The organism is Mesorhizobium sp. M0960, assembly GCF_040319055.1.
Classification (GTDB): Bacteria; Pseudomonadota; Alphaproteobacteria; order Rhizobiales; family Rhizobiaceae; genus Mesorhizobium.
Window position 1 is genome coordinate 826317 of the sequence record NZ_JAMYNN010000001.1, and the last position, 23808, is coordinate 850124.

The 23808-nt window shown below is 62.9% G+C and carries 23 protein-coding genes; 12 read left to right on the plus strand and 11 right to left on the minus strand.

Translation table 11 applies throughout. From position 1 onward, the window contains the following. Positions 1-5: 5 nt before the first annotated feature. Positions 6-1334, minus strand: coding sequence for a DNA polymerase IV (locus NKH63_RS04110; RefSeq protein WP_352482192.1), 1329 nt, complete (start codon positions 1332-1334; stop codon positions 6-8). A 68-nt stretch (positions 1335-1402) separates the two neighbouring features. Between NKH63_RS04110 and NKH63_RS04115 the strand changes: the two genes are divergently transcribed. Both NKH63_RS04115 and NKH63_RS04120 read left to right on the plus strand, forming a co-directional pair. Then, positions 1403-1978 carry a GNAT family N-acetyltransferase gene (locus NKH63_RS04115; RefSeq protein WP_352482193.1) on the plus strand — a complete coding sequence of 192 codons (576 nt, stop codon included), beginning with the start codon at positions 1403-1405 and terminating at the stop codon, positions 1976-1978. A gap of 108 nt (positions 1979-2086) precedes the next feature. Beyond that, positions 2087-3571, plus strand: coding sequence for a hypothetical protein (locus tag NKH63_RS04120; protein WP_352482194.1), 1485 nt, complete (start codon positions 2087-2089; stop codon positions 3569-3571). Between the two features lie 66 nt (positions 3572-3637). On the opposite strand, the gene NKH63_RS04125 is transcribed toward NKH63_RS04120, so the two are convergent. Beyond that, a complete protein-coding gene (locus tag NKH63_RS04125; protein ID WP_292657779.1) occupies positions 3638-3937 on the minus strand; it encodes a DUF3572 domain-containing protein in 300 nt (99 codons plus the stop codon). A gap of 173 nt (positions 3938-4110) precedes the next feature. Between NKH63_RS04125 and NKH63_RS04130 the strand changes: the two genes are divergently transcribed. From NKH63_RS04130 to NKH63_RS04165, 8 genes are all read left to right on the plus strand, one after another. Next, positions 4111-4527 carry a response regulator gene (locus tag NKH63_RS04130; RefSeq protein WP_348625950.1) on the plus strand — a complete coding sequence of 139 codons (417 nt, stop codon included), beginning with the start codon at positions 4111-4113 and terminating at the stop codon, positions 4525-4527. 33 nt (positions 4528-4560) lie between these two features. Beyond that, complete coding sequence (locus NKH63_RS04135; RefSeq protein WP_023720114.1) at positions 4561-5934, plus strand: PleD family two-component system response regulator; 1374 nt, start codon at positions 4561-4563, stop codon at positions 5932-5934. A gap of 463 nt (positions 5935-6397) precedes the next feature. Further along, on the plus strand, positions 6398-7132 hold the full coding sequence (locus NKH63_RS04140; protein WP_023720113.1) for a FadR/GntR family transcriptional regulator: 735 nt from the start codon (positions 6398-6400) through the stop codon (positions 7130-7132). Then, positions 7129-8316: a PLP-dependent transferase gene (locus NKH63_RS04145; RefSeq protein ID WP_023720112.1), complete on the plus strand. Its 1188-nt coding sequence runs from the start codon at positions 7129-7131 to the stop codon at positions 8314-8316. Before NKH63_RS04140 ends, NKH63_RS04145 begins: the two co-directional genes overlap by 4 nt. 30 nt (positions 8317-8346) lie before the next feature. After that, positions 8347-9624, plus strand: coding sequence for an ABC transporter substrate-binding protein (locus NKH63_RS04150; RefSeq protein ID WP_352482196.1), 1278 nt, complete (start codon positions 8347-8349; stop codon positions 9622-9624). Positions 9625-9839: 215 nt separating this feature from the next. Further along, positions 9840-10763 carry a carbohydrate ABC transporter permease gene (locus NKH63_RS04155; RefSeq protein ID WP_023720110.1) on the plus strand — a complete coding sequence of 308 codons (924 nt, stop codon included), beginning with the start codon at positions 9840-9842 and terminating at the stop codon, positions 10761-10763. After that, positions 10763-11611: a carbohydrate ABC transporter permease gene (locus NKH63_RS04160; protein ID WP_023720109.1), complete on the plus strand. Its 849-nt coding sequence runs from the start codon at positions 10763-10765 to the stop codon at positions 11609-11611. Before NKH63_RS04155 ends, NKH63_RS04160 begins: the two co-directional genes overlap by 1 nt. 4 nt (positions 11612-11615) lie before the next feature. After that, positions 11616-12683, plus strand: a complete 1068-nt coding sequence (locus NKH63_RS04165) for an ABC transporter ATP-binding protein (RefSeq protein ID WP_023720108.1) — start codon at positions 11616-11618, stop codon at positions 12681-12683. Positions 12684-12751: 68 nt separating this feature from the next. On the opposite strand, the gene rpmG is transcribed toward NKH63_RS04165, so the two are convergent. From rpmG to topA, 7 genes are all read right to left on the minus strand, one after another. Next, entirely contained in the window at positions 12752-12919 is a 168-nt protein-coding gene (rpmG, locus tag NKH63_RS04170; protein WP_006201775.1) for a 50S ribosomal protein L33, read from the minus strand. Between the two features lie 120 nt (positions 12920-13039). Next, entirely contained in the window at positions 13040-13495 is a 456-nt protein-coding gene (locus tag NKH63_RS04175; RefSeq protein ID WP_023720107.1) for a YqfO family protein, read from the minus strand. A gap of 109 nt (positions 13496-13604) precedes the next feature. Beyond that, on the minus strand, positions 13605-14780 hold the full coding sequence (locus NKH63_RS04180; protein WP_023720106.1) for an MFS transporter: 1176 nt from the start codon (positions 14778-14780) through the stop codon (positions 13605-13607). A 16-nt stretch (positions 14781-14796) separates the two neighbouring features. Continuing rightward, entirely contained in the window at positions 14797-15537 is a 741-nt protein-coding gene (locus NKH63_RS04185; protein ID WP_023720105.1) for an NUDIX hydrolase, read from the minus strand. A 73-nt stretch (positions 15538-15610) separates the two neighbouring features. Beyond that, positions 15611-16063 (minus strand): DUF983 domain-containing protein, encoded by a 453-nt coding sequence (locus tag NKH63_RS04190; RefSeq protein ID WP_031194322.1) that lies wholly within the window; start codon positions 16061-16063, stop codon positions 15611-15613. Next, positions 16063-18369: a ribonuclease R gene (gene rnr, locus NKH63_RS04195; RefSeq protein ID WP_023720103.1), complete on the minus strand. Its 2307-nt coding sequence runs from the start codon at positions 18367-18369 to the stop codon at positions 16063-16065. Before rnr ends, NKH63_RS04190 begins: the two co-directional genes overlap by 1 nt. A 6-nt stretch (positions 18370-18375) precedes the next feature. Next, positions 18376-20991, minus strand: a complete 2616-nt coding sequence (gene topA, locus NKH63_RS04200) for a type I DNA topoisomerase (RefSeq protein WP_352482198.1) — start codon at positions 20989-20991, stop codon at positions 18376-18378. A 76-nt stretch (positions 20992-21067) separates the two neighbouring features. Between topA and NKH63_RS04205 the strand changes: the two genes are divergently transcribed. Then, positions 21068-21295, plus strand: a complete 228-nt coding sequence (locus NKH63_RS04205; RefSeq protein WP_352482200.1) for a hypothetical protein — start codon at positions 21068-21070, stop codon at positions 21293-21295. A gap of 142 nt (positions 21296-21437) precedes the next feature. Here NKH63_RS04205 and NKH63_RS04210 read toward each other — a convergent pair whose 3' ends face one another. Continuing rightward, positions 21438-21815 carry a COG4315 family predicted lipoprotein gene (locus NKH63_RS04210; protein WP_352482202.1) on the minus strand — a complete coding sequence of 126 codons (378 nt, stop codon included), beginning with the start codon at positions 21813-21815 and terminating at the stop codon, positions 21438-21440. Between the two features lie 197 nt (positions 21816-22012). Here NKH63_RS04210 and NKH63_RS04215 point away from each other — a divergent pair, with 197 nt between their 5' ends. Next, a complete protein-coding gene (locus NKH63_RS04215) occupies positions 22013-22759 on the plus strand; it encodes a cytochrome c biogenesis CcdA family protein (RefSeq protein ID WP_023720100.1) in 747 nt (248 codons plus the stop codon). A gap of 66 nt (positions 22760-22825) precedes the next feature. Here the strand turns inward: NKH63_RS04215 and NKH63_RS04220 are convergent, their stop codons facing one another. Next, complete coding sequence (locus NKH63_RS04220) at positions 22826-23719, minus strand: SDR family oxidoreductase (RefSeq protein WP_023720099.1); 894 nt, start codon at positions 23717-23719, stop codon at positions 22826-22828. Positions 23720-23808 lie beyond the last annotated feature (89 nt).

The window sequence follows — 23808 nt, forward strand, 5'->3', positions numbered from 1 at the left end:
CACTATCACTCCTCGATCGGTTCGGGCGGGTGCGCATCACGGCCCTTGCCGAAGGTATAGCCGGTTTCCACCGCCCTGCGGCCGAACTTGCCGCGCAGCGTGTCGATGGCGCCTTCGGCCATGGCGCGCTTGCGTGACTTGACGTCGACCAGGTCGGGCGGGTCCGCCCGGTCATCGTCGGAGAGATCGCTGACGCCAATGCCGAGCAGCCGGTATTTCGTGCCATCCGCTTCCTTGTGTAGCAGCTCGAGCCCGGTCTGAAAGATGCGGTCGGCCAGCCGGGTCGGATCGCCGAGCTGGCGATTGCGCGTGCGGATCTTGAAATCCTGGGTCTTCAGCTTGAGGACGACGGTGCGTCCGGCAATGCCGGATTTTTTCAGCCGGGCCGAGACTTTCTCCGCCAGCGCCCTCAGCACCGAAACCAGTTCCTCGACGGAGGCGATGTCGGTGTCGAAAGTGGTTTCCGCCGAGACGCTTTTCGCGTCCTGGTCGGGAACGACGCGGCGGTCGTCCTCGCCGCGCGAAAGCCGGTAGAGCCGGTCGCCCATGACGCCATAGCGGCGCATCAGGTCGCCGCGTTCCATGCGCTGCAGCTGGCCGATGGTGCGGATGCCGTCGCGCTCGAGCGTGGCGGCAAAGGCCTTGCCGACGCCCCAGATCAGCGTCACCGGCTGCTCGGCCAGGAAGCCGATAGCCTCGGCCTCGCCGATCACCGAAAAGCCGCGCGGCTTGCGGAAGTCCGAGGCCACCTTGGCCAGGAACTTGCAATAGGACAGGCCTGCCGAAACGGTGATGCCGATCTCCTTTTCGACGCTGAGAGCGAAGCGCGCCAGCACCACCGCAGGCGGCAGGCCATGCAGGCGCTCGGTGCCGGCGAGGTCGAGGAAGGCCTCGTCGATCGAGAGCGGCTCGACCAGCGGCGTCAGCGCCTGCATCATGGCGCGCACCTCGCGGCCGACACGGACGTATTTCTCCATGTCCGGCGGGAGGACCACCGCGTCCGGGCAGGCTTCGAGCGCCTTGAACATCGGCATTGCCGAGCGCACGCCATGGATGCGGGCGATGTAGCATGCGGTGGAGACGACGCCGCGCTTGCCGCCGCCGATGATCAACGGCCGGTCCTTCAATGCCGGGTTGTCGCGCTTTTCGACCGCCGCGTAGAACGCGTCGCAATCGATATGGGCAAGGCGCAGCCGGTAGAGTTCCGGATGGCGCGCAAGCCGCGGACTGCCGCAGCGCTCGCAACGGCGTGCCTCGCTGCGCTGAAAATTCAGGCAGTCGCGGCAAAAACCGTGTTCGGGATTGTTGACAGGGGCCGCCATCGCTGCGAACATAAAGAGAACAAATGCAATGGTACGTCAGGACGGACGCCACGACAAGGCGGTGGGCCGGGAGAGAGCTCATGAATACGACCATAGCGCCGCTAGTGCCCGAGCTTTGGGCGGATTTCGAAGATCTTTTCGGTAAGCAAGGCGCCTGCTACGGCTGCTGGTGCACACATTTCCGGCTGTCGCCGGCAGCGCGCCGCGCGAGCGACCGGGAGCGCAACAAGGATCATATCAAGGCCCGGATCGAGGCCGGGCCGCCGCCCGGCGTGCTGGCCTTCGAGGGTGGTCAGGCGGTCGGCTGGATGCAGATCGGCCCGCGCGCCGACGTGCCCGAATGGAACAACCAGGGCAGGGGGTCGGCGCCGCTCGACCCCGCCGATGCCAGCGATCCCGGCGTCTGGGCGATCTCCTGCTTTTTCATCCGCGCCAGGGCACGCGGCAGGGGCCTGTCGCACCGCCTGGTCACAGGCGGCATCGACTTCGCACGGGAAAATGGTGCCCGGCTGATCGAGGCCTGCCCGATCGATCTATCGAAGGATTCGCGCTCGATCGGGCTGTTCGTCGGCTCGTCGCGGGTCTTCGAAAAGGCCGGGTTCCAGCGATTGGTCGAGCGCAAGCCGGGCCGGCCGCTGGTGCGGCTGGTGCTTTAGGCAATGCCGCGGGCGACATCGATCCGTCCGGCTCGCCTTGCGGTTGTGATGGTAATTCCCTACCAGTGATAGAAACGGTTTGACGGCCGCGAATAAGTGAGGATCGACATGAAGCGCGTTTTGCCACTTGTTTTACTGCTTGCCTGCAGCGGACCGGCCTTCGGCCAAGCGGTCGACAGGCAAGGGGCGAAGCAGCTTTCCGACGATCTGGCGCGCTATATCGGAAAGAAGCTGTTCGATATCGGGTTCGTGAAAATTTCAGTCGACGGCGATGCCTACAAGCTCGCATTCGACTTCAAGCCAGTCACGGATTTGATGGCAAAGCAGCAAGCCTTCAAGTTCGACATCACGCCTTACTTCATCTTGGTCAAGCCGCGCAAAGATGGACACTGGGACGTTTCGGCGGACGTGTCCCCGAAGGGGTCTATCGATTTCGTTGGCCCTGAGGGGGCGCAGCACATCGACTTCTCCGTGTCGGACAACAAGTTCACCGGAGTTTATGACCCCGACCTGGCCGCTTTCGCGAGCGCAACCGGTTCGATGGCTGGCATGACGATGACCACCCGAGAGCCCAAGCAGCAGGCGGATGTCACGGTCGGTCCTGGCACTGCCGTAATAGTTTCGACCAAATCCGCAAACGGCGGCGTCGATTTCACGGTGACGGAAAAAATAACGAGCTTCGCCGAAACGATCAAAGTCAACGATCCCAAAAGTGGGTTGAGTTTTCCGGCTGCTGTAAAAGCGCCTGAACTTTCCGTGGATGCGGCCGGCAAGGGTTTGCGGACAAAGCCGCTGCTCGACCTGCTTGCTTTCATCGTGGCGACTGATGATGCAGCCAAATTCAAGGCGGATGGGGCGGAGTTCAAATCGCTTCTGACGGCAGCACTGCCGTTGTGGGAGCGGATCGACGGCACCTACGGCTTCAAGGACCTTGTGGTGGAGAGTCCGGTCGGCAAGTTCGGTGCGACGCAACTGAATACCGCTGTCGGCATGGACGGCATCGCCAAGGAAGGCAAGATCAACTACGCGTTCAAGGTTTCCGGCCTGACAATACCGCAGCAGGTGCTGCCCAGCTGGAGCGTTGCGTTGCTGCCGACGGATATCGACCTCAACTTCGGCGGCGCCAACATCGATCTGGACAGCATGGCGAAGAAAACCATCGAAACCCTTGATTTCAGCAAGGATCCACCGCTGCCGGCAGATTTCGGCAACCAGATCTCCGCCGATTTCCTGGCCAAGACGCCAAAGGCCATTCTCGGACACAGCACGATCAAGAACGGCAACATCGAGATTGCGATGGAAGGCGAGATGACCTTCCCCGGCAAGAAGCCGCGTGCGGACGTGACAATCGACATCACCGGCTACGACAAGATCGTGGAGACCTTGCAGACGGCGGCGAAGACGGACCCGCAGGCCGCGCAGTATTTTACCGGCGCGCTGGCGATCAAAGGGTTCGGCAAGACGCTGCCGGACGGCCGGCTTGAATGGGTGATCAACACCAAAGCCGACGGTTCGGTGACGGTCAACGGCGCCATGCTGAAGCCGGCCGACCCCGTTGGGACGGACAACAGTGGGGAAGAGGCAACGCCATAAAGCACCAGCAGCGGCCCATCGTCGGCGGCAGGTTCTTCGATCTGCCCGCAGTCTCGGGATCGTCGCCTATATCGAATGCTCATGATTGTCGTCGCCGAGCGGCAGCGCCCGCAACGCCTTGCCCACTGCGGCGGGTGGCGTTCCGGTCTCCTCGGAAAAACGCATCAGCGTCGGCTCGTGGGCGAGGATGAACTGCAGCACGCCGGCCAGGAAACCCGGCTCGCCGGCCGCCCGGCGGATGGAATGGGCCTCGATGCCGGTGATCGCCAGGAAGCGGGGCAGAAGTTCCGGATCGGCGGCGACGAAGCCCAACGCCTTTACGGCAATGGTTTCGGCTTCCTCGCGCATTGACGCTGCGTTTGCCATCGCTACTTTTCCTTCGTGGGCGGAATCGTTCTGTTTTCGCAGTAGTGGCAAGTGTTGCCGGCAGCAAGCTCGCCGACCTGGAATCCGAACGCTTTTCCGGCGGCCGGTTTCCGTTTCGTCAATCATATTGCCGTATAGTGGGAACAGGTTTGGTGCGTGCCGACAAGGGGCGCATGACGGCACCCTTCGAGTGGAAGGCCAGCCGGGACGGGAAATCGATGCCTAAAAAGGTTATGATCGTCGAGGACAACGAGCTCAACATGAAGCTCTTTCGCGACCTGATCGAAGCGAGCGGCTACGAGACGGTGCGTACACGCAACGGCCTGGAAGCGCTGGATCTGGCGCGGCAGCACAGGCCGGACCTCATCCTGATGGACATCCAGCTGCCCGAAGTGTCCGGCCTCGAGGTGACCAAATGGTTGAAGGAGGACGATGATCTCCACGTCATCCCGGTCATCGCCGTCACCGCCTTCGCGATGAAGGGCGACGAGGAGCGCATTCGCCAGGGCGGCTGCGAGGCATATATTTCCAAGCCGATCTCGGTGCCGCGTTTCATCGAAACTATCAAATCCTACCTGGGCGATGCCTGATGTATCTTTCCAGCCGAGCCGGAGCTTTGTGAAATGACCGCGCGGATCCTCGTCGTCGACGACATCCCAGCAAATGTCAGGCTGCTGGAGGTTCGGCTGCTCGCCGAATATTTCGAGGTTCTGACCGCCACCAACGGGCCGGATGCGATCGAGATCTGCGAGAACGGCAAGGTCGACGTCGTGCTGCTCGACGTGATGATGCCCGATATGGACGGGTTCGAGGTTTGCCGGCGGCTGAAGGGTGACCCGGCGACATCGCACATCCCGGTCGTGATGATCACCGCGCTCGATCAGGTTTCGGACCGGGTGCGAGGCCTCGAGGCCGGCGCCGACGATTTTTTGACCAAGCCGGTCAACGATCTGCAGCTGATGACGCGCGTCAAGAGCCTGGTCAGGCTGAAGTCGCTGACCGACGAGCTGCGGCTGCGTGCCTCGACGACGCGCAATATCGGCATCGAGGAGCTTTTGAGCCGCAACTTCGCGGCCGACGATGCGGTGCCAAAGGTGCTGCTGGTCGACGAGCGCAAATCCTCCTTCGAGCGCATCCAGAAGATGCTGCGCGGCAGTGCCGATCTCGACGTCGCCACCGATCCGCATGCCGGTTTCTTTCAGGCTGCCGAGTTGCCCTACGAATGCGTGATGATTTCGACGGCCTTCGCCGATTTCGACCCGCTGAGGCTCTGCTCGCAATTGCGCTCGCTCGATCGCACCCGTTTCCTGCCAATCATCCTTCTGGCGGACGAGGGCGAGGAGGGGCGCATCATCCGCGGCCTCGAACTCGGCATCAACGACTATCTGATGCGGCCGATCGACCAGCAGGAGCTGACCGCGCGGCTGCGCACGCAGGTGCGCCGCAAGCGCTACAACGACCAGCTTCGCGCCAGCGTCACCCAGACCATCGAGATGGCGGTGACCGATGCCCTGACCGGCCTGCACAACCGCCGCTATCTCGACAGCCATCTGCAGACGCTGTTCGACCGCGCCGTGGCACGGCGCCGGCCGCTGTCGGTGATGATCACCGATCTGGACCGCTTCAAGACCATCAACGATACGCATGGCCATGACGGCGGCGATGACGTGCTGCGCGAATTCGCGCGGCGGCTGCGCAAGAATGTGCGCGGCATCGACCTGGCCTGCCGCTTCGGTGGCGAGGAGTTCGTGGTGGTGATGCCGGACACGGACGGCGCGGTAGCCGAAAAGGTAGCCGAGCGCATTCGCGCCGAAATCGCCCAACTGCCGTTTGCCGTTGGCAGCGAGGGCAAAGCGATCGAAGTCACCGTCAGCGTCGGCGTGTCGTCGGTGCTGAAAGGGGTGGATACGGTCGCTGCGCTGATGAAACGCGCCGACCTCGCGCTCTACGAGGCCAAGAGCGGCGGCCGCAATCGCGTCGTCGCCAAGGCGGCATAGCCCGGACACCAATTAGCCAGTCAACGCGACAAGGTTACGAATTTACCTTAATCCAAGCGATTTGCGAGGCTTGGTTAAGAAACTGTTGATTTTCATAAGTTGGTGCGCAAATGTGCAGCCCTTAGACGTAACCGGCACGAGGCTAGATCGCCGGTTCGACCCGAAGAATACCCCATGATGCTCAGGTCCGCCGCATCTCCTGGGTCCGTGGGGTCGGCCGGCCGGCGCTGGCACATAGTGGCCTCCTCGTACCGCTGCCAAACGCCGGCCGGCCCCCAATTTCAAAACACATCAGGACTCTGTGTCAGCATCCAGAAAATGCTGGCTTTTTGCCGTGACAGGTAGGCCGCCTTTTGATCAGCACGCTGGGGGCGGTACGCATGTGCCTGCAGCCGATTGACAGAGCCTGTCTTCTATGCAGAAATTGGTTGGACCATTGAGCCATTTTTGGTGACCCGTTGGCATGACCGAATTCGGCCTTTCGCCCATACAGGCAACTGCTCGCGACGACGCGGTGCTCAAGGCCCTGGCCGGCTTTGTGATGCGGGAAGCCCTCGGGCCCGGCCAGAGACTGCCGACCGAACGCATCCTTGCCGAGCGCCTCAAGGTGAGCCGCAACACCGTGCGCGAGGCGCTGACGCGCTGGGAAGGGCTCGGCCTGGTCGAGCGGCGGCAAGGCAGCGGCACTTATCTCAAGGGAGTGGTGTCGCTGGACATGCTGCACATGCCGCTGACGCTGGCCGGCGGCAATGATTTCACCAGCCTGATGCAGACGCTGGAAATCCGCCGCGCGCTGGAGGCGGAAGCAGCCGCCCTTTGCGCCGTTCGCGCCGGCCAGGCAAATCTCGTCGAGATCGGGCGCAAGCTCGACATTATGGAGCAGGCCTTCCACACGCGCGCCGGCATGTCGGCGGAGGAGGACTGGGAATTCCACCAGTCGATCTACCGCGCTTCCGGCAATCCGCTGTTCGAGCAGATCATCGCCGCCATGCACGAGCTGTTCCACCGTTTCTGGGAGCATCCGCTCGGCGTGCGCGACTTCGGCCACGCCAGCTTTCCTTACCACCGCACCATCTACGAACGCATCGCCGCGCACGATCCGGAGGGAGCCCGGGCCGAGGCGCTGAAGCTGATCGCCACCGTCGAGGACGATCTGAAACGCGGTGCGGCCAAACTCAAACTCTCAGGCCAGAAATGAACGACCATCCCGCCGGTTTCGAAAACGACTATCTCGCCGAGGCTGCGACGCTTCTCGCCCATGACGAGCCTTTTCCCGGCGGTGCGGTGGTGCCGCCGATCTACCAGACTTCGCTCTTCACCTTCGCCAATTATGCCGAGATGGCCGACACATTCGCCGGCAGGCGACGCCAGCCGATCTATTCGCGTGGCGACAACCCGACGGTCATGGAGTTCGAGGCGCGTGTCGCGGCTCTCGAAGGCGCGGAAGCCGCGCGCGGCTTTTCCAGCGGCATGGCGGCGATCAGCGCCACGGTGCTTGCTTTCGTCGGTGCCGGCGAGCGCATGGTTGTCGTGCGCAATTGCTACGGCGATGCCTACCGGCTGTTCGAACGGCTGTTGCCTCGGCTCAACATCAAGGTCGACTATGTCGACGGTTCCGATCCGGACGCGGTCGCCGCAGCACTTCCCGGCGCCAAGCTGCTCTACCTGGAAAGCCCGACGTCGATGATGTTCGAGCTCCAGGACATAACGCATCTGGCACGGCTGGCCAAAGAGCAGGGCATCGTCACCTCGATCGACAATTCCTGGGCGACGCCGGTGTTCCAGAAGCCGATTTCACACGGTGTCGACCTGGTGCTGCATTCTGCCTCGAAATATCTCGGCGGCCACAGCGACACAGTCGCCGGCGTGGTGGCCGGTTCGGCTGCCCATATCCGACACATCAACGAGCAGACCTATTCCTATCTCGGCGGCAAGCTTTCGCCTTTCGAGGCCTGGCTGTTGCTGCGCGGGCTGCGCACATTGCCGCTGCGGTTGCCGCACCACATGAAGAGCGGGCTGACCATCGCCGAGCGGTTGAAGGCGCATGGCCATGTCGAGCGGGTCAACCACCCGGCCTATTCCAACCATCCAGGCAAGGCGACGCTTGCCGGCTATGCCGGGCTGTTCTCATTCGAAGTGACGGAAGACGTCGACATCCCGGCTTTCGTCGATGCGCTGAAACTCTTTCGCATCGGCGTCAGCTGGGGCGGCCATGAGAGCCTGGTCGTTCCGGCAAAGGCCTCGCTCGAGCAGACGCCGGGCCTGAATTCGATGGCGCGCTTCGGCGTCAGCCCGCGAACCATCCGCTTCAGTGTCGGATTGGAAAGTGTCGAAGACCTGTGGGCGGATGTCGCCCAGGCCTTCGACAGAGCAAAAAGATAAAAGGAGCCGTTCAAAATGGGAGTGCTGAACATGAAAAAACTGAGCATCCTTCTTGGTGCCGTCGCGGGTCTCGCGATTTCCGCCGGCAGCGTGCTGGCCGATTCCACCATCAAGGTGGTCGAGGTCATTACCAGCCCGCCGCGTACCGAATTCCTCAAGAAGCAAATCGCCGAGTTCGAGACGGCCAATCCGGGCGTCAAGGTCGAGCTCGTGTCGCTGCCTTGGGGCCAGGCGTTCGAGAAGTTCCTCACCATGGTGCAGGCCGGCGACACGCCCGACATCGTCGAGATGCCGGAACGCTGGATGGGCCTCTACGCGACCAACGGCCAGCTCGAGGACCTCGGGCCATACATGGCCAAATGGGACGATGCCAAAACGCTGGGCGAGCGCGCCAAGCAGTTCGGCTCGACGGTCGACAACAAGCAGTACATGATCCCTTACGGCTATTACCTGAACGCGCTGTTCTGGAACAAGAAGCTGTTCAAGGAGGCCGGCCTGGACGGTCCGCCGTCGACGCTCGACGAATTCGTCGAGGACTCCAAGAAGATCTCGGCGATACCGGGCAAATACGGCTACTGCCTGCGCGGTGGCCCGGGCGCCTTCAACGGCATGCACATGTTCATGAACATTGCCGCTGGTAAGGGCGGCTATTTCAACGAGGACGGCACCTCGACCATCAACGAGGAAGGCTCGGTCAAGGGCCTGCAGATGCTCGCCGACATGTACAAGAATGGCCTGGCGCCGAAAGATGCGGTGAGCTGGGGTTTTAACGAGACCGTCACCGGCTTCTATAGTGGCACCTGCGCCATGCTGAACCAGGATCCCGACGCGCTGCTCGGCATCGCCGACAAGATGAGCGCCGACGACTTCGCCGTGGCGCCGATGCCGGTCGGGCCGAGCGGCAAATCCTATCCGACGCTCGGTTATGCCGGCTGGGCGATGTTCGCCAATTCCCAGCACAAGGACGATGCCTGGAAGCTGATGGCGACGCTGTTGTCGCCCAAGGACAATCTGGAATGGGCAAAGGAAGTCGGCGTCATTCCGATCCACAACGGCGCCGACCAGGACGCTCACTTCAGGACCGAGCAGTTCAAGGGCTGGTTCGAAGAACTGAACAACGGCGACAAATACGAGATGGTGACGCCGCCGACGCATCTGGAAAACCTCGGCAATTTCGTCGACCAGGTGGCGATCAAGAATTTTCAGGAAGTGCTGCTTGGCCAGAAGGCGGCCAAGGACGTGGCCGACGAATGGGCCAAGTTCCTGACCAAGGAACAGCAGGACTGGCTGGCCAAGAACAAGAAATAGCTTTTCTTCCTTCTCCCCGTTCACGGGGAGAAGGTGTCACAAAGTGACGGATGAGGGGCGGCGCCAACCCGTCGTGGCTCGTGCTGGCTCTCATCTGCCTGCCCGTCCTCCGCAGCAGCTGCGCTGCAGCTGCGGAGGGTGGACCGGCATCTTTTCCCGTAAACTGGGAGAAGGGCGCTGTCCTCGACGCTGCTTCAGGAGACAATCCAGCACCAATGACCTATGCCGTGTCCGAAATACGATCCGCCGGCAGACCGCGAAAGAAGCGGCTATCCCATGCCGCGATCGAGCCCTGGCTCTATCTCAGCCCGGCTATCGTGCTGCTGGTCGTCGTGCTCCTGGTGCCGCTGGTCATCGGTATCGGCTACTCGTTCCGCAAGTTCTCGGCATTCAAATCCGAATATGTCGGGCTTGGGCAGTATCAGGCGATGCTGTCGGATCCCGTGCTCGCGCAGGCGCTCGTCAACACGCTGTGGTGGACGGCAGCCAGCCTGTTCTTCCAGTTCTTCCTCGGCCTTGGCCTGGCGCTGCTGCTCGACATGCCGTTCCGGGGCAGAAAGATCGTGCAGGCGGTGGTGTTCCTGCCCTGGGCGGTGCCGTCCTTCCTGTCAGGCCTGACCTGGGCCTGGCTGTTCAATCCGATCATCGGGCCGCTGCCCCACTGGCTCTATGCATTGGGGCTGAAAGCCGAGCCGACCAACGTGCTCTCCGATCCCTCGACAGCCATGTGGGGGCCGATCGTCGCCAATGTCTGGTTCGGCATTCCCTTTTTTGCCATCACACTTTTGGCGGCGTTGAAGTCGATACCCTCGGAATTGCATGAGGCGGCGGCGATCGACGGCGCCTCGCCGTGGCAGCGCTTCACCAAGGTGACGCTGCCGTTCCTGGCGCCGACCATCGTCATCACCGTCATGCTGCGCACGATATGGATCGCCACCTTCGCCGACCTGATCTTCGTCATGACCGAAGGCGGGCCTGCCGGTTCGACCGCCACAGTGCCGGTCTATATCTACGTCAGCGCGTTCAAGTCGCTGGACAAGGGCTATGCCTCCGCAGTGGCGGTGCTGCTGCTTGTGCTGCTCATCGTCTATGCGATTGCACTGATCGGCATACGCCGCTCGCTGGTGAGGCACGTCTGATGATTGCAGGACGCTCCGTCTCCTCGCGCGTTCTCGGCGGCATCGGCCTCTACGGCGCCATCGGCGCCTATATGGCCTTCGCGCTGTTCCCGATCTTCTGGACGTTGAAGATCTCGGTCACGCCGGAGCGGCTGCTCTACTCCGAAGGCATCACTTTCTGGCCGTCGCAAACGACGCTGCAGAACTTCGTCACCGTGCTCGAAGCCACCGATTTCCCGCGCTACTTCCTGAACAGCGTTATCGTTTCGGTGTCGACGGCGGCCTTCGTAACGGTCATTGCCACGCTGGCCGGCTACGCCATGTCGCGATTTTCCTTCCGCGGCAAGGCGACCCTGGCCATTCTGCTTCTGCTCACCCAGACTTTTCCGCTGGTGATGGTCATTCCGCCGATCTACCGCATCATGGGGCAGATCGGCCTCATCAACAGCTTGACCGGCCTCGTCATCATCTACACCGCCTTCAATACGGCCTTTGCAACCTTCCTGATGCAGTCGTTCTTCGATGGCATTCCGCGAGACCTGGAAGAGGCGGCGATGATCGACGGCTGCACGCGCCTGCAGGCGATGCGCAAGGTGATCGTGCCGCTGACGCTGCCCGGCATGGGCGCGACGCTCGGCTTCGTCTTTACCGCCGCCTGGAGTGAGTTGCTGTTTGCGCTGATGCTGATTTCCAGCGACGACCAGAAGACCTTCGCGGTCGGCCTGCTCACCTATATCGGCAAATTCGCGGTCGACTGGGGACAGATGATGGCCGCTTCCATCCTGGCGCTGATCCCGGTCTGCATGTTCTTTGCCTTCCTGCAACGCTACCTCGTCACCGGCCTTACCGCTGGTGCCGTCAAGGGATAGATCGATGGCCTCCGTCACTCTCGACAAAGTCCGCAAAGACTATGGAGCCGTGCGCGTCCTGCACGCGGTCGATCTCGAAATCGCCGACGGCGAGTTCGTCGTCCTGGTTGGGCCATCCGGCTGCGGGAAATCGACCCTGCTGCGCATGATCGCCGGGCTGGAGGAGGTCTCCGACGGCGAAATCCATATTGGCGAGCGCCTGGTCAACGACATCGCGCCAAAGGACCGCGACATTGCCATGGTATTCCAGTCCTACGCGCTCTATCCGCATATGGACGTGTCGAAGAACATGGGTTTCAGCCTGATGCTGAGGAAGGCCGGCAAGCCGGCGATCGATGCAAGGGTGGACGGTGCCGCCAAGCGGCTCGGGCTCGATGCGCTTCTGCAACGCTTGCCGCGGCAATTGTCCGGCGGCCAGCGTCAGCGCGTCGCCATGGGCCGGGCCATCGTCCGCGACCCGAAAGTCTTTCTCTTCGACGAGCCGCTTTCGAACCTCGATGCCAAGCTGCGCGTCCATATGCGTGCCGAGATCAAGGCGCTGCACCAGCAATTGAAGACCACTTCGGTCTATGTCACCCATGACCAGATCGAAGCAATGACAATGGCCGACCGTATCGTCGTCATGCATGACGGCCTCGTCCAGCAAGTCGGTGCGCCGCTCGATCTGTATGACCGGCCGGTCAACATGTTCGTCGCCGGGTTCATCGGCTCGCCCGGCATGAATTTCCTGCCTGCCGTGGTTGAAAAGACCGCCAAGTCGGATGCCGGACTGGCCGACGGCCAGAAGCTGCGGCTGCCGGACGGGTTGCCGCTCAGGGATGGCGATGCGATCACCGTCGGCTTACGGCCGGAGCATATCCGGCTTGCCGACAATGGCGCGCTGAAAGGCGAGGTGGGCGTAGTGGAGCCGCTCGGCCTGTCGACTCAATTCTACACCAAGCTTGCCGGCCAGCAGGTGTGCGTCTTCGCCATGGGTCGGGCCAGTGTGAAACCGGGTGAGGCCGTGCGCCTGTCGGCCGACCCGGCGTCGCTGCATCTGTTCGATCCGGCAAGCGGTGATCGCATCGGCTAGTCCTGCATCCCCGAAACGAAAAACGCCGCCCGGAAGGCGGCGTTTCGGTACTGCGAGAGAAAACCGGATTACTTGATCTTGGTTTCCTTGAACTCGACGTGCTTCTTGGCGACCGGGTCGTATTTGCGGAACGACAGCTTGTCCGTCTTGGTGCGGCTGTTCTTGCTGGTCACGTAGAAGAAACCGGTGTCGGCGGTCGACAGAAGCTTGATCTTGATGTTTGCGGCTTTGGCCATGATGTTCGTCCGTTAATGTTCGTGGAGTTTTGGCCGCTGGAGCACGGGGAAACACCCGGACGCGGGAAACTTGCCGCGACACATAAAGAACGCGCCCGGAAAGTCAACCCTTGTCCAGGTTCAAGCGTCTTCCGTGACTGGCAGCGCCTTCTTCCAGTCTCCAGTCGTGTTCCACCAGCGGTTCGGGTTGGCGCGGTCGTCGAGACCCTTGGAGCGGCTGGCAAGCAGCGGCTGAATGCGGATCACCGGCTCCTGATAACTGTGAACCTGGTAAATCGCTTCGACGACGCGAGCGGCGAGCTTCTGGTCGTCGGGCAGTTCGAACGACACCTCGACAGTGCCCGGCCGCCTGCGCAATTCCGTCTCGGCGCCGGCGGCGGCACCTTCAAGCGGCCGGTAGCGTTCGATGCCGTCCGCTGACTGAAAGGCATTGCTGTCATATTTGCCCATTCTGAGCGGCGCGATCGCGACCACCGCCTCCATGATGCGGTCGACATCGGCGGCCGGTGCCTGAAAGGTCACCAGCAGCAGCAATTCCATCCGCAGCGATTTCGTCTCAAAGCCACTGTCGATCATCCGAGGTCTCCCTGCTTATGCACTTTGAGGGAGCATATACGCGAGCGCTCCTGACATGGTGGTGTCAGTAGTTAGTCAGCAGTGGGAGCAATGTCGGCAGCGGGCCCACTCAGAGGATTTTGCGGAGCAGCCTGGTGCCAACCAGCACGATATAGCAGGCGAAGAACAGGCCGAGCGCCCAACCGAAGCCCGACGGCCCGAAAGCATCCATGCCGATGCCGATTGCCTGCGGGCCAAGCACCATGCCGACACCGTAGCAAAGCACGAAGGCGGCGTTGGCGGAGGCCAGTTCGTGGCCGGAAAGCTGGGAACCGAGATGCGCCAGACCGATCGTGTACATGGCGGCGACCACGCCGCCCCAGACGAACAGAAGCGCTGCCATCAAGTGCCAATTCTGCGCGAAGAACGGCATAAAGACGGTGCCGACAAGCCCGACCGTGGCACAGGCCATCAGCAGATAGCGGCGGTCGCTGACGCGGTCGCTGATCATGCCGATCGGGATCTGCAACAGCACGTTGCCGAGCCCGATCATAGTGAGCAAAAGAGCTGCGTCGGCCTCGGAGTAGCCGATGCGGTTGCCGTAGACCGGGAACAGCGCAAAGCCGCCGGTCTCGACCGCACCGAACACCAGCACGGCCGCGGTCGCCGTCGGCACCAGCCAGATATAACGCAGGAAATTGCTGGTTTCGCCGTCGGCGACGATCGTCGGGCTCTCGTTGCGTGCTGCCAGAACCGGTATGGCAGCGAGCGTCACCAAAGCGATGGTGACGCCGAAGGGCAGGAAGCCGCTGCTGCCGAGATGAGCGAACAGCCATGGCCCGGCGGCAAAGCCGAGAGACAGCACGGTGGCATAGATGCCGAGGACCAGTCCGCGCCGGTGTGGCGGCGCCGAGGTGCTGATCCAGAATTCTGAGAGGATGAACAGCACCGTCAGCGCGACGTGCAGCAGGACGCGCAGCGGAAACCACATCCAGAAAGCTGGCGCGAAATGGAAACCGACAAAGGCCAGCGCCCCGGCGACGATCATGGCAAGCATCGTCCAGGCGACCCCGAACCGCATGGCAAGCGGGGTGGCGAGCGGCGCGCCGGCGATCGAGGCGAGGCCGGCGACCGCGGTATTGAGACCGATCATCGACGCCGAATGACCACGCGTTTCCAGGATGACGCTGAGCAGCGGCATGCCGAGGCCGATGGCGATGCCGACGACGCTGATCGAAGAGATCGCCGCGACCATCGGCAGCCAGTGTACGCGTTCCTCGCTCTGCGGCTGGGTATCGACTGTCATGGAATGCCTGGCTGCTCTAGAGAATTTCGCGGACGAAGCGATTGCGGACAAGCCGATAGAACGGCACGGGACCGCCGGGCCTCAGCAGCGGATCCTGGGCGAGCCGCGTTTCCAGCTCCTCCAGGACCGTGCGCGTGATGTCTGGAACGTCGGCTTGACTGGCCTTGGCCAGCGGCAGCCAAACGACGTCTTCCAACTCGTTGGTCGGACCGCCACCCGGCAGTTCCACGGCGACGTCGTCGCGCCATGCGGCGAGAAAGCGCGTATCGAAGCGGCGCACCCGGTTGGGCGGCGTGATGGCGCGTGCGACGAAGCGCAGCGCTTGCAGTGATGGAATAACACTGTGTTCGACAAAGCCCTGCCAGTCGCGCTTGGCGGTCGCGAAGGCGCCTTTTTGGCCAATCAGCAGCCCGGCCTCCTCATAGGTTTCGCGGATCGCCGACAAAGCAATGGCACGGGCGCGGGCAGCGCTGGTGCGGCCGATGCCCGCGGTCAATCTCGCTTCTTCGTCAGGGTGCAATGCAGTGGCTACGGGGATACGGCTGTCGGCCGGATCGGTGCGGCCACCGGGAAACACGAATTTTCCAGGCATGAAGGCGTGGCGGGCATGGCGACGGCCCATCAGCACCAGCAACTCACCGTCCTTGCGGTCGAGCAGGATCAGCGTCGCGGCGTCACGGGGGCGTATTGGCTGGCTGTCGAGCGCGATTGCGCTTCGCTCAACCTTGTCGACTTCCGCCTTGGTCATGCCGTCCATGCGCTCGACCTAGCGGAATCTTCTCTCATGCGAAAGTGGGCTTCATCCATAGCCGATTGCGCCAGTGATGGCTTCAAGCCTCGGGATGCGACTCGATCAGGTCTTCTTCGCCACCAAAGCCGTGCATATAAAATGCCCATTGCAGGCCGATGACAGCACCCTTGACCGGCTGCAGCAGGACGACGGCTAGAATGATGGTCAATGGCACCCAGATTGCGATGTGCTGCCAGGTGGAGAGGGTCGAGGTCGCCTCGACACCCATGAAAGCGCCGAGCACGATGTGGCCGACGATGACCACCACAAGATAGGCCGGCAGATCGTCGGCGCGATGGTGATGGAGCTCGTCGTCGCAATGATCGCATTTGTCGACGGTCTTGACGAAGGCGCGAAACAGCTTTCCCTCGCCGCAATGCGGGCAGCGGCCAAGCATGCCGCGCTTCATTGCCGTCCATAGCGGCCGGGCGGTCCGGCCGGAGTGATGCTCGCCGCCGAAAACCAGTTCTTCCACCTGCAGTTCTTTTGGCATCACCGTCTCCTGCCGCGCGAGCCGGTACGCGATTGCGACGCCCGGGCGCGGCCTTTGGCCTTGTGGAACGACCGTTTGGAGCCGGGCAGCGGCTTTGGTTCGGTCAGCATCTCGAAACGCATCGCGCCGGCCATCGGCGCCACCTCGATCAGGCGAACCTCGACGCGGTCGGCAAGCTGATAGCCCTTGCCGGTGCGTTCTCCGAAAAGCGATCGGGCAGTTTCGTCGTATATATAGTAGTCGCCGCCCAGCGTTGAAACCGGAATGAAGCCATCCGCGCCGTACTGCGGCAATTGGACAAACAGTCCCGATTTGGTGACGCCCGAGATGCGGGCGTCGAAACGGTCGTCGATGCGCTCGGCGAGATAGGCGGCGATCAGCCGGTCGACCGTGTCTCTCTCGGCGGCCATCGCGCGGCGCTCGGTCGCCGAGATCAGTGCTGAGACCTCTTCCAGCCGTTCCGCCTCGTCCTGCGTCAGGCCGCCCGGACCAAGGCCGAGTGCGGCAATCAGCCCACGATGCACGATCAGGTCGGCATACCGGCGGATCGGCGAGGTGAAATGCGCGTAGCGCTTCAGGTTGAGGCCGAAATGGCCGATATTGGCAGGCGAATATTCGGCCTGGCTCTGCGAGCGCAGCACCACTTCGTTGACCAGTCCCTCATTGTCGGCGCCGCGCACGCGAGCGAGGATGCCGTTGAACTGGTTCGGCCGCATCTGCGCACCGCGCGCCAGCGACAGGCCGAGCGTCTGCAGGAATTCGCGCAGCGATTCCTGCTTGGCGAGCGAGGGCGCATCGTGGATGCGGTAGACCAGCGCCTGCCGCTTCGCCTCCAGCGTCTCGGCGGCGGCGACATTGGCCTGGATCATGAACTCTTCGATCAGCTTGTGCGCGTCGAGCCGCTCCGGCACGACGACCTTGTCGACGGTGCCGTCCTGCTTGAGCAGGATCTTGCGCTCCGGCAGATCGAGCTCGAGCGGCTGGCGCGTGTCGCGGCCGCGCTTCAGGATCGCGTAAGCGTCCCATAGCGGCCTCAGCACCGCATCGAGGATCGGGCCAGTCGTGTCGTCCGGTGCGCCGTCGATCGCCGCTTGCGCCTGCTGATACGCGAGTTTCGCCGCCGACTTCATCATGATGCGATGGAAGGAGTGCCTGAGTTTGTGGCCATCAGCCGAGAAAGTCATGCGCACCGCTATCGCCGGACGATCCTGGGCCTCGCGCAGCGAACAGAGGTCGTTCGAGATGCGCTCCGGCAGCATCGGCACGACACGATCGGGGAAATAGACCGAATTGCCGCGCTTCAGCGCTTCGCGGTCGAGCGCCGTGCCATAGCGCACATAGGCGGCGACATCGGCAATGGCGACGGTGACGATCACGCCGCCGGCGTTCGTCTCGTCGGTGTCGGGCATGGCGAACACCGCGTCGTCATGATCCTTGGCGTCGGCCGGATCGATGGTGAGCAGCGGCAGCTCGCGCCAATCCTCGCGGCCGGCAAGCGTCGCCGGCTTGACCGCCTCTGCCTCGGCGATGACGTCGGCGGGCAAAATATGCGGAATGTCGTGCGCGTGGATGGCGATCATCGAGACCGCCTTTTCGCTGGTCAAGGAGCCCAATACCGCCAGCACCTTGGCTCTCGGCAGCCCGTAACGGGAGGCCCGCGCCGGCTCGACCTCGACCAGGTCGCCATTCTTGGCGCCGTTCTGGAATTCCTTGTCGACGACCAGCTCCGGCTGGCGCCTTTCCACCGGCTCGATGCGGAACGTGCCGTCCTTCAGCACACGGAAAACGCCGAGAACCGCATCGGTGCGCTTCTCGAAGATCTTCATCACCCGGCCCGTATAGGCCGGGCCTGCCGGATCGTCGGTTGGAAAGGTCTTGGCCAAAACCCGGTCGCCGATGCCAGGCGTCGGGCCATTGCCGCCGCGCGACACGCGGATCGCTATGACCGGAGGTTCGCCATTGCCGATCGCTTCGGTCGGGTGCGCCAGCAGCACGCCGTCGGCGTCGCGGCTAAAGATGTCGAGCACCGCGACGTGGGGCAGGGCCCCGACGCGGGCAAGCCGCTTGCGCTCCTTGGTCAGCAGGCCTTCGTCCTGCAAATCGCGCAACATGTCCTTCAGCCAGATACGGTCTTCGCCGCGCAGCGCGAACGCCTTGGCGATGTCGCGTTTTCCGGCGCGGTCCGGATTTTCTGCGATGTAACGCAGTATCTCGTCACGCGAAGGCCGGTAATTGTCCCTGACCTTGGCACGGGTATCGGCGGTGCGCAGATCGCCGTGGCTTCTTCCGGAGACTTTGCGCGCCAACCCGTCCTATCCCTTTTTCCTGGCCGCCGGTTTTTTGGCCGCTGCCGCTTTCTTCACAGGCGCGGCCGCTTTGCGGAACGGCTTTCTGCCGCCATTGCCGCCCTTGGCTTCCTTTTCCGCAATCAGCGCCACCGCATCCTCGACCGTCACCGATTGCGGATCCTTGCCCTTCGGCAGCGTCGCGTTGACCTTGCCGAAATTCACATAAGGCCCGTATTTGCCGTCACGCACGACGATCTTGCCGCCGCCGGCAGGATGCTCGCCAAGCTCCTTCAGAGCAGCGGGCGTGCCCCCATTGCGGCCGCCCTTGCCTTTCAATTGCTTCTCGGCGATCACCGAGACGGCGCGATTGAGGCCGATCGAGAACACGTCCTCGATGCTGTCGAGATTGGCGTAGGTGCCGTCATGCAGCACGAACGGCCCGTAGCGCCCCAGCCCGGCCGAAATCATCTTGCCGGATTCCGGATGCTTGCCGACGTCGCGCGGCAGCGACAGCAGGGCGAGCGCCTTTTCGTGATCGATCGAATCGACAGTCCAGCCCTTGGGCAGGCTGGAGCGCTTGGCATCCTTGCCGTCGCCGCGCTGGATATAGGGGCCGAACCGGCCATTGCGCAGCGTGATCTCCTCGGCGGTATAGGGATCCTTGCCGAGCACCTTGGTGCCGTCTTCGCCGCTGCCGTTCTCGCCATTGGGATTGGCTGCGTCGCCGAGCTGGCGGGTGAAGGAGCATTCGGGATAGTTCGAGCAGCCGACGAAGGCGCCGAATTTGCCGAGCTTGAGCGACAGGTTGCCGGTGCCGCATTTCGGACATATGCGGGGGTTGGAGCCATCCTCGCGCGTGGGAAACACCAGCGGCGCCAGTTCCTCGTTCAACGCATCGAGGACGTCGGTGACGCGCAACTCCTTGATGTCGGCGACGGCGCCGGAAAAATCCTTCCAGAAATCGCGCAGCACATCCTTCCAGGCTAGCTTGCCGTCGGAGATTTCGTCGAGTTTCTCCTCGAGCGAAGCGGTGAAGTCGTACTCGACATAACGCTCGAAGAAGCTTTCGAGGAAAGCCGACAATAGCCGGCCCTTGGCCTGCGGCACCAGCTTGCGCTTGTCGATGGTGACGTAATCGCGATCCTCGAGCGTCTTCAGGATCGCCGTATAGGTCGACGGCCGGCCAATGCCCAGTTCTTCCAGCTTCTTGATCAGCGACGCCTCGGAATAGCGCGGCGGAGGCTCAGTGGTGTGCTGGGTGGCGTTGATCGCCTCGCGGGTGAGCTGCTCGCCGGCACGGACCTCGGGCAGGCGGCGGCTTTCCTCGTCTTCCGAATCTTCTTCCTTCTGCTCGATGTAAGCGGCTAGGAAGCCGTCGAAGCGAATGACCGAGCCGACAGCACGAAGCTCGGCGGTACGCGAACCGTTGATCGCCTCAATCTCGACCGTGGTGCGCTCGATCTCGGCCGGCTGCATCTGGCTGGCGATGGCGCGTTTCCAGATCATCTCGTAAAGCCGCGCCTGGTCGGCGTCGAGATACTGCCTGACGGAAGCCGGCGTGCGCATGAAATCGGTCGGACGGATCGCTTCGTGCGCCTCCTGGGCATTCTTGGCCTTGGCGGAATAGACGCGCGGCTTTTCAGGCAGGTATTTAGGGCCGAATTCCTTGGCAATCGCATCGCGTGCGGCAGAGATCGCCTCCGGCGCCATCTGCACGCCGTCGGTTCGCATATAGGTGATCAGGCCGGTGGTCTCGCCGCCGATCTCCATGCCCTCATAAAGCCGCTGCGCCACCTGCATGGTGCGGTTGGCCGAAAAGCCGAGACCCGATGAGGCTGCCTGCTGCAGCGTCGAGGTGGTGAAGGGCGGGCCGGGATTGCGCCTGGTCGGCTTGGCTTCGACCGACACTGCCTTGAAGCTGGCGCCTTCGAGCATCGCTTTGATGTCGTCGGCCTGCGCCTTGTTGGAAATGTCGAGCTTTTGCAGCTTCTTGCGCTCGAAGGCGGTCAGCCGCGCCTCGAAATTTTCCTTGCGCGGCGTGCCGAGGATGGCGGCGACCTGCCAGTATTCCTCGCGAATGAAGCGCTCGATCTCGGATTCGCGGTCGCAGACCAGACGCAGTGCCACCGACTGGACGCGGCCGGCCGAGCGGGCGCCGGGCAGCTTGCGCCACAGCACCGGCGACAGCGTGAAGCCGACCAGATAGTCGAGCGCGCGGCGGGCGAGATAGGCATCGACCAGCGGCGCATCGATCTGGCGCGGATTGGCCATCGCCTCCAGCACCGACGCCTTGGTGATGGCATTGAAGACGACGCGGCTGACCGGCTTGTCCTTCAACGCGCGCTTCTGTTTCAGCACTTCCAGGACATGCCAGGAGATCGCTTCGCCCTCACGGTCCGGATCGGTGGCGAGGATCAGCCCGTCGGCGTCCTTGACTGCCTTGGCGATATCGGCGAGACGCTTTCCAGACGCGGTGTCGACGGCCCAGGACATGGCAAAGTCCTCATCCGGGCGCACCGAGCCATCCTTGGCCGGTAGATCGCGGACATGGCCGAACGAGGCCAGAACCTTGTAGTTCTTGCCCAGGTACTTGTTAATTGTCTTCGCCTTGGCCGGCGATTCGACGACGACGACGTCCATACGGTCTCATATCAGTTGTGATGCGGCAGAAGAATTCCGCTGCGCGCGACGAAATCTCATTCAATGTGTCGCTCACATGGCCGCGCTTTTGCATCCGGTCAAGACCAAGCAGTCAAAATGCGGCCCTGCACCGAATGCGCAACCCAACGGCGCGCCTTGCGATTTCCGCAATCCTGGACAAGGGAAATGGGCAGCCTATCGCTGGACAAACCCGGCAATTGATCCTGGAGAACGGGACAAACTCTCCCGCGGATATAAGAGAAACATCGAGCACGCGCCAGCCCTGCTTGAACAGACGCTGTGAACTGCGCAATATGCAGCCCGGCATTTGCTCAGACAGTCGCACGGAATTGCTGTGCTGAAAAGCTGGCCGCCGGGGTGGTTGGGTCAACGTCCCGGCGACCAGCCGTATTACCGCCTGTTACAGCGGGTCAGAGGCTCAAGGCTCAGTCGGCTTTGGCGATATGCCAGACGCCGCCGACGCCCTCGCCGGTGACATCGCCGGCCTTCTTGTCCTTAATGAACGTGTAGAGCGGCTTGCCTTCATAGGCCCACATCCTGGTGCCGTCGGTGCGGTCGACGATCGTCCATTCGCCCTCGGCCTTGGCGTTGGCGTCAGCTTTCAGTGGCGGCCAATTGGCGGCGCATTTGTCGTAGCAATTCGACTTGCCGGCCTCGTCCTTGTCATAGGTGTAGAGCGTCATGCCGCCGGCGTCGGTGTAGATCTTGGTGCCGCCGACTTCTGCTTCCTTCCACGCCTCGGCGGCGTAGGACACGACGGTGCCGAGCAAAAGCGCGGCCATGCCGATTGCGATCGTTTTCATGGACTTCTCCTTGGATGATTCGAAAAAGCGCGCGGAACAACGCGCTTCGTTTGATCAACGCTGCCTGGCGGCCCTTTCTTCCCGGGCTGTTTTCCATAGATCCAGGCGAGGGCGACGACTTGCTGGGGCCACGCGATGGTGATTGGCGGATGGCCGTTGTCGCGGCTATATGGCTGCGCAGTCATCGGGAGACGGAAATGGCATTGGACGTCGGCTATGTCAGCGCGATCGGGGCGGGAGCGATTTCGTTCCTGTCACCTTGCGTGCTGCCGTTGGTACCGCCCTATCTGTGCTACATGGCCGGCGTGTCGGTCGACGATTTCCGCGGCGAAGCCGGCATTGCGGCAAAGGCTGGCGCGCGAGGCGCGCTGGTTAATTCCTCCATCGCCTTCGTGCTCGGCTTCTCGACCGTCTTCGTCGCGCTGGGCGCCGGCGCCTCCACTATCGGCCATCTGCTACGGGTCTGGCAGGAGCCGCTGGCAATGGCGGCCGGAGTGCTGATCATCCTGATGGGGCTGAATTTCCTCGGCGTATTGCGCATCCCTTTGCTTTCACGCGAGGCGCGCTTCCAGTCACAAGGCAAGCCGGCCAGCCTGATCGCCGCTTACGTCATGGGCTTGGCCTTTGCCTTTGGCTGGACGCCCTGCATCGGCCCGGTGCTGGGGCCGATCCTGACGCTTGCCGGCGGCCGCGAGACGGTGGGCGAGGGCGCGCTGCTGCTTGCCGCCTACTCGCTCGGCCTCGGCATACCGTTCCTGGTCGCGGCGCTGTTTTCCGGCGCCTTCATGCGCTTTCTCGGGAAATTCCGCGTCCATCTCGGCCGCGTCGAAAAAGCCATTGGCGCGCTGCTGGTCGTGGCCGGCGTGTTTTTCCTGACCGGCGGCGTGCAGGCGGCGTCCTATTGGTTGCTCGAGAATTTTCCGGTGCTGGGGCAATTGGGATAGGTTTGCCGCCCGGCCGAGGCGCGAGGCCGTAACTGCGGCACAAGGTACCACAGCTACGTGGTCCGTTCAGCCTCCGAAATAGCTTGGCTGGTCGATATCGACGATGAGCCCGGGTCCGCTCGGCGCCCAGCCCAGCAGCGCGCGGGTTCGCTCGCTTGAAGTCGGGACATCCATCGCCGCGAACATCGTGAACCAGCCAAAATGATCGCCGGCCTCTTCGGCGGACTTGGCGACGACCGGCACGTTCAGGCGCCGGCCGATCACGCCGGCGATGTCCTTGAACGGCACGCCTTCTTCGGCGATCGCGTGATAGCGCCCGCCACCGGCGCCATGCTCGAGCGCAAGCCGGTAGATGCGGGCGGCATCGAACCGATGCACGGCGGGCCAGCGATTGAGCCCTTCGCCGACATAGGCCGACACGCCCTTCTTGCGAGCAAGGTCGATGAGGATCGGAACAAAGGCGTGGTCGCCCTGGCCATGGACCGACGGCGGAAGGCGGACAACCGACGCGCACACCCCGCGTGCCGCCAGCGCGGCGGCTGTCGCTTCGGAGGCGCGGGGATACGAAGCGGAAGCGGGGACAGGCGCATCTTCCTCCGTCGCGATACGGCCCCGCGCCTGGAGCGCGGTTCCGGAGGTGACGAGCAGGGGGCGCTCGGAGCCTTCGAGTGCACCGCCCATCGCCTCGATGGCGCGCCGGTCCATTTCGCAGTTTTGCGCGAACTTCGAAAAGTCATGGTTGAACCCGGTGTGGATCACCGCATCGGCGGCTGCCGCACCCCTGCGCAGGTTCTCCAGGTCTTCGAGGTCGCCTCGATGCACCTCGGCTCCAGTCGCGGCAAGCGACTTGGCCGACGCCTCCGAGCGGGCGAGGCCGAGCACCTGATGGCCGGCACCGATGAGTTCTTGAACGACGGCAGAACCGACGAATCCGGTCGCTCCGGTAAGGAAAACACGCATCACGACTTCTCCTTGTTCATTTCTGACCACGACCATGTTCGCGGCCCGGTGGCGTCGTGATAGGCGCTTGAGAAAATACGATCTATGCG